Annotated in this window: 1 protein-coding gene; it reads right to left on the minus strand. The window is 49.7% G+C overall.

What is annotated here, in order from left to right:
• Positions 1-80: 80 nt before the first annotated feature.
• On the minus strand, positions 81-7,535 hold the full coding sequence (locus AC1DN5_RS04760; RefSeq protein ID WP_366969363.1) for a beta-ketoacyl synthase N-terminal-like domain-containing protein: 7,455 nt from the start codon (positions 7,533-7,535) through the stop codon (positions 81-83).
• Between the last annotated feature and the right edge of the window lies 1 nt (position 7,536).

The following is a 7,536-nucleotide window of genomic DNA, read 5'->3' on the forward strand; positions in this document are numbered from 1 at the left end:
TATGAAAATTTAGTACATAGTAAATTTAGTTCTCATTAGTCAAAAAGAGCTGCCGGATTGCTCCGGCAGCTCTTTCTATATTACCGTTTTACCAACTCATTTGTTTCGTCCAGCTTTTTTCTGAAAGAATTAAGGAAATTGGCGCTTATTGTTCCTTTATTTGCGTACAGTTTTTCACAGAATGCCTTAATGGCGTTTTGCGGCTTTAATTCCGACAGCATTGTAACATGATTAGAAGAATGAACATCCAGCAGGTGAAATTGTTTTATCTGCCGTTCCCATTCCTCCCAATACGCCTCATGGTCTAACAGGTTTTGTTCTTCCGCTGCTGTCAGATAACGTTCAAGATCTCCGAGGAACAAGCCGCTTTTATTACGGAAATAGTAGCACTGCAGCGTTTCCGGATGCGGCAGCGGCTTCATATCATACTCTTCCATTCCGTAAGCAAGCTGCGTCTTCATCATTTGCTCCATCTGAATCCGGATCGCTTCTTCCGGTTTTGGCAGTCCGCGCTCTTTGGCAAGGCTGATCAATTCATTCAATACAGCCTCTTCCCCAGCCTGCACGTTAATGTCTTCCCTGCTGATTAATGCGTCTTCAGGATTTTCAGGCTTGAGATATGCCGTAAGCATCGTATTGATCGTTTGCAGCATGACTGACTTGACAGATGGTTTTCTTTCTTTCCATTTTTCACTATACGGAGTATCAATCATGACGGCGCTTTTCACCGTATGACCTTCCTCCTGCAAGAGGCGCGCCGTTTCATATGCGAGCATTCCGCCCAAGGAATATCCGCCGAGGTCATAAGGGCCTTTCGGCTGTACCGCTTGAATGATTCTCGCATAAGAAGCGGCCATCTCTCCGATTCCTTGCAGCGGATCTTTCCCTGTCAAACCTCTTGCCTGAATGCCGTAAAAGGGACGCTGGCTTTTTTTGGCGAATGGCTGATACGCTTCGACGCCTCCCGTTCCTCCATGAAACCAGAAAACAGGACGTCCTGTTTCTCTTTCATTGAGCTTGACGAGTTCGGGAAATTTCCCTTCCCCATCCTGCGATTGGTTCGTTTTTAACAGCAAGCTGAGCTCCTGAAGAGTGCCGCAGTTCTGAAGAGCTTCCAGACTTATTCGGCAGTCTGTGTCTTCAAGTTTTTTCAGAAGCTGAATACAGGACATTGAATCGAAGCCGTATTCAGTCAGCGGCTTATTTGGATCCATTTCCGCTGCGTCCATTCCTAAAATGTCAGCCACTATGTCAGCCGCGCCCCCGCGGCGGAACTGTTGATTCTCTAGAATCGGTTCAAGGCGGATGTCTTCTGTCTGACTGCCGTTCCAATACTTATGTTTTTCAAAAGGATATGTCGGAAGCGGCACTCTTTGAACAGATTTGCCTTGATGGAGTCTGTCCCACGGTATATCCGCACCTTTCACCCAGCAAAATGCAAGCTTTTCCAGATTGTTTTCAGCCAAAAGCGTCTCCGTGACGACTGTACCGAGCGTCCCTTCCAGTAAAATGCCGATGTCTCCTGCTCCAGTCTGCTGACTGCCGGTAAAGAAGCTTTTCACTCCATTGCTTTCTCCGGAAAATGCTCTGTAATCTTTCAGCTTTTCCAGCAGTTCATCTTGATTGCGGGCAACAAATGCCAGGCGGCAATGCATCGCCTCGCGGCCGGTCTGGAGCGTATAAGCAATATCCCGCAGTGACGGAGTATGTTCAGCTTGTATGAAATCGGCCAGCTGACCTGCGGCCGCCTTAAGCCGGCCTTCGCTCTTAGCAGAAAGCACGATAAGCTGCGGTTCATGCACAGATTCTTTGTCTTTAGGGCTCGGACTGTACTGTTCCAAAACGACATGCGCATTCATGCCGCCGAATCCATAGCTGTTAATTGCGGCCCTGCGCGGAATCGGACTGCCTGTACGGTCGGTAAGCTGTGTCCATTCTTGATTGTCTTCAGTGAATCGGAAGCGGCTTTGCTGATTGGTCATTTGCTCATTTGCGGCTGTGAAACCGGGAATCCCCGGGATGGTATGATGTTTCATGGCCATCGCCACTTTTATAAGGGCGGCCAGTCCGGAAGCGAGTTCGCCATGACCGATGCAAGGTTTCACGGTGCTGATGTAACAAGGCGCGCTTTCCTCCTCATTCGTAAAATCGCCGTAACCCGCTTGGATTGCATTGAACTCAAGCGCATCTGCCATTTCGGAGGCGATGCCGTGTGCTTCAATGTATGTGACGGTTTGCGGGTCAACATCGGTGTTTTCGTACGCTTTTTTCATCGCAGCCTTCATCCCCGCCGGATTCGGCGCGTGAAGCGACATGCCTTTACCGCCATGAGACACCCCGGTTCCTTTAATGACCATGTGAATATGATCGCCGTCTTCAATTGCCGCCTCAAGCGGTTTGATAATGATGACGCCCGCGCCTTCACTTCTGACAAAGCCATCGGCATCTTTTTGGAAAGATTTCGCCCGACCGTTTTTGCTTAAATATCCCATTGCGTCAAAACCGATAAAGCCCTTCGGCGACTGCAGAATATTGGCGGCGCCCACGACAGCCTGCTCACATTCGTTATAACGGATTGATTGAACCGCCCTGTGCAAAGCCACTAGTGTTGACGTGCAGGCCGCCTCGTAATATTCACTCGGCCCTTGTAAATTCAGGGCGTATGATATCCTGTTCGGAATGATGGACGGAATGGCTGTTCCATTGTTCGGGTCGCTATTGCCCGCGGCAACGAAAACGCCCGTCGGTCTGCTTGATAACGTCTTACTCGTCAGGCCCGCATCCTCCATTGCCTTCCATGTATGCATCAAAAGCAGAAACTGCTCCGGCCCCATTTGTGAAGCCTCTTTAGGAGAAATTCCGAAAAAGAGCGGGTCAAATTCTCCGACGCCGTCAATAAAACCGCCCCATTTGAGACCTGTGTCATCCTCATCATCGGCGTAACGGCGCCAGTCCCAGCGGTTCGCCGGAATTTCTGAAATACAGTGATCTCCGTTTACAATGTGCTCCCAAAAAGACTGGATATCCGGAGATTGCGGAAACTGGCCTGACATACCGATAATGGCGATTCCTTGTTTGATATTACCGTTATCACAAGGCCGATGCTGTTCCTTCGGCAAAGTGCGCTCTTCTGTTTCCGTGACCTTAGCCTCTTCTGTATGTTTGTGATCGGCAAGCAATTGAGAAAACTTGCTCTCATACGCTGACGCGAAGTGGCGGGTCAGCTCTTCTGCCGTCGGGTACTCGAAAAACAATGTCGGATTCACATCGATTTCTGCCTCTTGGCCGATCTCTTTTGTCAGTCCGATCAGGCTCGCTGAATCAAGCCCCAATTCCATAATATTTACATCAGAACGCAGGGATGGCACAGGTTCACTCATCATCTTGGCAAGCTTGCCAAGGACATAGCTGCGGATATGATCTGTCAGACTGCCGGCAGAAACCAGATCCCCCGGGCTTTTAAGAGCCGTTCGGGCCGGCTGATTGATCTGTTTGGCTTCCGGACGGAACCGTTTCAGGGCATAGCCTTCATAACACATCACCACTTCAGATCGGCTGCTGATGACATTTGCGTTAAACAGGATCATTTCCCCTGTTTGTTTGGCCAGCTTGATGTGCAGCCAGCAATCATCGAGATCTGCCGGGCTGCTGAAGGTGACGGCATTAATGCCGAACGGCAGATAGCTTTCCGCATCGGCTTGGTCCAATAAAGACAGCGCGGCCAAGTAAGCACTGTTGGCGATTAACGGATTTATGGCGTAATGATGCGCTTGTTGTGAGCCGATATTATTCACGTTCAGCTTTGCTAACACCGCATCAGTGCCTTTGTACAGGCGTGTGATCGTTTTAAATTCTTCTCCCCACACGACGGTTCCCGTGCCGTCGCCGTATAACTTATCTATCCCCGCTTCCCGGTAAGAACGCTGAATGGCCGCCAGATCCGCGTGCTGCTTCTGAAACGGATACGGACTGCACTCGGCATACGCCGCTATGCTCCAATCAGGAGACGTGCGGCTGCGGTACATCATGCTCAGTTCAAATGCATCCCCGTTTTGCTTCGATTCTGTTTTCAGCTCGATGCGATCGCCTTTTTTTACAGCAATGGGATTGACGTAATTCAGTTTTTTAATTTGTCCTCCTTCCGCTTCAGGAAAGTGATGATAAAACTGCTCGGCTGCCAGGCTTTTGTATGTAGCACCGACGAGGACAGGTTCTCCGCTGAATTGATGCCCCTGCACATATGGATCATCATCACTGTATATCACCTGAACGCCGGCAGCGTTTTCTGATTCACCGAACTGAAAAGAAGTCCGGCGGTCAAAAGCATAAGCAGGCAGATGAACGGCGTGCTCTCGCTGCAACTGATCAAATGCGATATTCTCTCCTTTTTCCCATTGCCGCGCCCGGTGGCCGACAGCAGAATCTGAGCGGCTCCGGCCCGGCTGATCCGCGCGGTAAGAAGCCAGCTCGTTCAGCAGTTCCTGTACGGAAGAAGCCGTAAATGCCACCCGGTATTCCGAATGATGCGTTCTTTTTTGCAGAGCGGATGCAATGGCGGCCGGATGAAGAGATGGCGTTTTTTCTAAAAAAGCCGCCAGTCTGTCAAGATAAGCTTCAAAACTCCATTTCGTTTTCGCTGACACGGGGAAAATATATTCCTCATTGCCGTGACGGTCATGATCGGAATTCGGACTGGTGTATTCTTCTACGATCAGGTTGGCATATGCCCCGCCTGCCCCGAAGGAATTGATCATGCTTCTCCGCGGGATGATGTCTCCCGTCTCGGCATCCTTAAGACGCTCCCAATACTCGGTTTTCTCCTGCAGATAAAAGGCCGTTTCTTCAAGCGAGATATTCGGATTTTGCGGTTTTGCGTTAATCGTCGGAACTAACGTTTCCCGCTCCATTTGCAGCAGCACTTTCGTGAGCTGGGACATACCGGAAGCCGCCTCTAAATGGCCGAGATTTGACTTGACGGATCCAAGCGCGCAAAAACGTTTTTTAACGGTATATTGCGAGAACGCGTTTGTCAGGGCAATCACCTCAATCGGATCTCCCAATACAGAGCCGTTTGCCGCTGATTCGACATAACTGATTGTTTCCGGATTGATTCCGGCTTTGCTGATGGAAGCCGCCATGAGCTTCGCCTGCTGTTTCGGATCCGGAGCCGTGTACATCTGCCTTCCGCCGCTATGGCACAATGCGCTGCTTTTAATGACGCCGTAAATATGATCGCTGTCGGCAACCGCTTTGGAGAGCGGCTTCAATAGCACTGCCCCGACCCCTTCTCCCGGCATCAGGCCTGTGCCGGTTCCGAAGCTTTTACTTTCACTTCCCTGTTCAAGCAAATTCGCCCGTTCAAGCGCATCATATTTAGACGGTTCAAGCGTGAGATTGACCCCTCCGGCAATCGCCATAGAACAGCTGTTAAGCTTCAGGCTCTCACAGGCGAGATGGATGGCGCTCAGTGAGCTGGAGCATGCGGTCGTAACGCCCATGCTCGGACCCGTTAAATTGAAAAAGTGAGAAATGCGGTTGGCGATATGCCAATCCCCTCCGTTAGAGCTGAGCGCGGCTTTTTCCAATGACGGGATATTCCAGAAATATTGATTGTACATACTGCCCATAAATACACCGATGCCGCTGTCTGATTCCTGCCATTTGTTTAATCTTTCTAACGAGTAGCCGCCGTTTTCAAATGTTTCCCATACGGTTTCAAGGCTTAACCGGAGCTCAGGCGTCATCTCCATCACATGGTCTTCCTTAACGTCAAACAAGTGATGGTCAAAAGCGTCAATATGCTGCAGAAATCCGCCGTACCTTGTTTTGCGATCTTCTTTTCGTGTTTCTTTTGCCATTGTTTTCAGAAGACCGGATTTCCATCTGTTTTCCGGGGCTTCTGAGATACAGCTATCTCCGGCTTTTAAATGCTCCCACAGCTCATCGAGGGTTTCAGACTCCGGGTAGCGGCCGCTGATGCCGATAATGGCAATGTCGTCACGTTCAGATCGATCAGCGGCGGCGGTTTCTTTTTCTGGCTTTGGCGCGTCCGGCTCTTTTGGTTCAGTGATAAATCGCCGCGTTTCCGTGACGAGCGGCACCGGTTCAGCCATTACAGGTTCCCGATGCTCCGTTTCAGGAGGCGCTTCTTCAGCTCCAAATGCCTGTTGAAGCTTATCCGGGTAAGTTTCCAGCAAATACTCGGCAAGTTCTTTCGTATTCGTGTGTTCAAATAAGACCGTTTTCGGCAGCTCGCCCGTCAATGTTTCCAGTTCATGGATGAAATTCACCTGCAAAATGGAGTCAATGCCGTATTTTTCAAAGCTCGTTTCCGGCTGAATGCGCTCGGGAGCAAGCTTTATCGACTTGGCTAACGTTTCTTTTATGAATTGCACGGTCCGGTCTGTCACTGAGAAAGCCGGTTCTGTGAAATCAGCCGGCTCTTTGGAAGCTGCAGTTTCTTCAGCCGCCTGCGCATCCTGCTGTTTTTGCCTGATGACGCCGTCGCTTTCTGCCGCCACGATCTGCTGGCCGAGCTGATGTGACGATTCCGCCATAAATGTAACGTACCGATATCCCTCGCTTTCCAGCACGGACTGCCACGCTTCAGGATACAGCCCCGGGCACCCGGGAATACGCAGTTCGGCGTCTTCATACAGCCACCAGCCTACTAAAAGACCGAATGTCAGGTGAGAATAAACCGAATGGCTGCTGATCTCATTTAATAGCAAAATCCCATTCTTTTTAAGCACCGCTTTGGCATTGCGAAGCGTCTGGCGAATATTTTTTGTCGCGTGAAGCACATTTGCCGCAATCACCGCGTCATATGCGCCCGCCTCTACACCCTGTAAAGCCGGGGGCTCCTCCACGTTAAAGCGCTTATAAGTCAAATACGGATTGTCGGGGCCGTATTCTTTTTCAGCATGCATGAAAAAGGCCTTTGACAGATCGGTATAACAATATTCTTTTACATGATGTTTGTACTCTTTTAATCTTTTGAAAACGGTCGCGCTTGTCCCGCCCGTCCCCGCTCCGATCTCTAATATCCGGATTTCTGCGTTCGGGTCTTCTTTCAGGCGTTCCTCAATGAAAGCCGTCAATGTGTCAGCGAGCACTTCATTAAAGTAATCTGCCGTTTCATTGTTTTTATAAATTCCTTCTACCAATTCCATTGAGGAATCAGGAAACAGAACATCAGTGGCAGAAACTCTGCCGGATAAAATATCCGGCAAAGCTCTGAGGGCTGTCTCCACTAAAGTGATCATCGCCTGTTTGCTGCTGTCCTTGAGTAAAGGAGCTTTCTTTTCATCCCATTCTTTCCACAGCACGTCCGCACGCTCTATCGGACCTGTTAACACATACGTACTGCCTGACTGTTTCAAAAAGCCTTTTTGCACCAAGATGGAGATGCTTTCTTCCAGCCACCTGCCGTAAAACCCTTGCAATACAGGCTGTGTCTCGTTTTCTGTAAAGAATCCGACAGATTTCAGCTGGCCTGCCAATAGTTTGTAAAGAAGATCTTCAGTGTTTTGCAAA

This window comes from Bacillus sp. 01N42_2 (assembly GCF_056399565.1).